The sequence below is a fragment of the Streptomyces tamarix genome (assembly GCF_032423885.1).
Lineage (GTDB): Bacteria > Actinomycetota > Actinomycetes > Streptomycetales > Streptomycetaceae > Streptomyces > Streptomyces tamarix.
In genome coordinates, this window is the sequence record NZ_JAWCTQ010000093.1 from 1 (window position 1) to 2,004 (window position 2,004).

Here is a 2,004-nt window from a genome sequence, read left to right on the forward strand (position 1 = left end):
CCCCGTTATGTTTTTCGCGGTCCTGCAAGAGGGCCGCTGGCCTCCGGGCCCGGCATGGCTGTTGCCCCCTGTCGATCGGATGACCTGGGGGGTGGTGTCACCGGGCCCGGGAGGTGCCGTCGGAGACGCTGATGAGAGGTCCGGCCACCACCCGGTCCGGTGCAATGCCGGACAGTCCGCGGGCGGCAGGTCTGCATAACGTGGATGCGCGCGTACGACACCACCGCCAAGGCCGGCACGTTCAACTTCCCTGGAAGGGTGCGATGTTCGACACCGAAGACGTGGGCGTGTTCCTCGGCCTGGACGTCGGCAAGACCGCTCATCACGGCCATGGGCTCACCCTGGCCGGGAAGAAGGTCTTCGACAAGCAGCTGCCCAACAGCGAGCCGAAACTGCGCGCGGTCTTCGACAAGCTGACCGCCAAGTTCGGCACCGTCCTGGTGATCGTGGACCAGCCCGCCTCCATCGGAGCCCTTCCGCTCACCGTGGCCCGGGACTCGGGCTGCAAGGTCGCCTACCTGCCCGGCCTGGCGATGCGCCGGATCGCCGATCTCTATCCGGGCGAGGCGAAGACCGACGCGAAGGACGCCGCGGTGATCGCGGACGCCGCCCGCACCATGCCGCACACCCTGCGCTCGCTGGAACTCACCGACGAGATCACCGCCGAGCTGACCGTGCTGGTCGGCTTCGACCAGGACCTCGCGGCCGAGGCCACCCGCACCTCCAACCGGATACGCGGCCTGCTCACCCAGTTCCACCCCTCGCTGGAGCGCGTCCTCGGGCCGCGTCTGGACCACCCCGCCGTCACCTGGCTGCTGGAACGCTACGGCTCCCCGGCTGCCCTGCGGAAAGCCGGCCGCCGCAGACTCGTCGAGGTGATCCGGCCCAAGGCCCCACGCATGGCCGCCCGGCTCATCGACGACGTTTTCGCCGCCCTGGATGAACAGACCGTGGTGGTCCCCGGGACCGGCACCCTCGACACCGTGGTCCCGTCCCTGGCCCGCTCTCTCTCCGCAGTCCACGAACAGCGCCGGGCCCTGGAAGCCCAGATCAAGGCCCTGCTGGAGGACCACCCTCTTTCCAAGGTCCTGACCTCGATGCCGGGGGTCGCGGTCAGGACCGCCGCAGTCCTGCTGGTCACCGTCGGCGACGGCACCAGCTTCCCCACCGCCGCCCACCTGGCCTCCTACGCCGGCCTCGCTCCGACCACCAGATCGTCGGGGACCTCGATCCACGGCGAACACGCGCCCCGAGGCGGAAACCGGCAGCTCAAACGAGCCATGTTCCTCTCCGCCTTCGCCGCCCTGCACGACCCGGCCTCCCGCACCTACTACGGCAAATGCCGGGCCCGGGGGAAGACCCACACCCAAGCCCTCCTCCGCCTCGCACGCCACCGCATCAGCGTCCTGTTCGCCATGCTCCGCGACGGCACCTTCTACGAACCCCGCCTCCCCCAAGCGACGGCTGCATGAACCAGCCCACAGGGAGGTCGGTTCAGATCAACACCTTGCGTCGTCTGTCCACGCAGAGATGTCTGCGGCACCCCGACGGACAGCTTCTTCCTGGTCCCGGGAGAGCTTCCCGCAGGCCGCTGCGACGTCCGGCACACCGTCCGGTCCCACGAGCGCGTCATGCACCCCGGTCTGCAGCCAGTTAGCCTGATTGTCGTCAGCCTCGGCCACCGCGAGAGCGATGAGCCTTACGGCGGCCACTGTCCCGACCCGGGCCAGGGCCTCTGCCGTCTGTCGAGTCACCGCCGTGTCCTCGACGTCCAGCAGCAGCCCCACCAGCGCTTCCGCAGCCTCAGGAACATCAGCGAACAAAGCAAGGTCACGCCCGGCACGAACACGTTGCGTCCATGAAGGAGACGACGCGTCAGCCAAGGCCGCCTCCAACCCACTCGTCATCTCTGGCACGACCACACAGTCTCATGCCCCAAGAAGAAGATCGAACCTCGGGCCGAAGCTGCCCACACGCTTGACGAGGAACATAGAGGCACCCCCC

The 2,004-nt window shown here is 68.6% G+C and carries 2 protein-coding genes; one reads left to right on the forward strand and one right to left on the reverse strand.

Annotated features, from left to right (window positions below):
- The first annotated feature begins 263 nt into the window (after positions 1-263).
- Positions 264-1,472 carry an IS110 family transposase gene (locus tag RND61_RS32355; RefSeq protein WP_315881743.1) on the forward strand — a complete coding sequence of 403 codons (1,209 nt, stop codon included), beginning with the start codon at positions 264-266 and terminating at the stop codon, positions 1,470-1,472.
- A gap of 27 nt (positions 1,473-1,499) precedes the next feature.
- Here RND61_RS32355 and RND61_RS32360 read toward each other — a convergent pair whose 3' ends face one another.
- On the reverse strand, positions 1,500-1,907 hold the full coding sequence (locus RND61_RS32360) for a hypothetical protein (protein ID WP_315881744.1): 408 nt from the start codon (positions 1,905-1,907) through the stop codon (positions 1,500-1,502).
- Between the last annotated feature and the right edge of the window lie 97 nt (positions 1,908-2,004).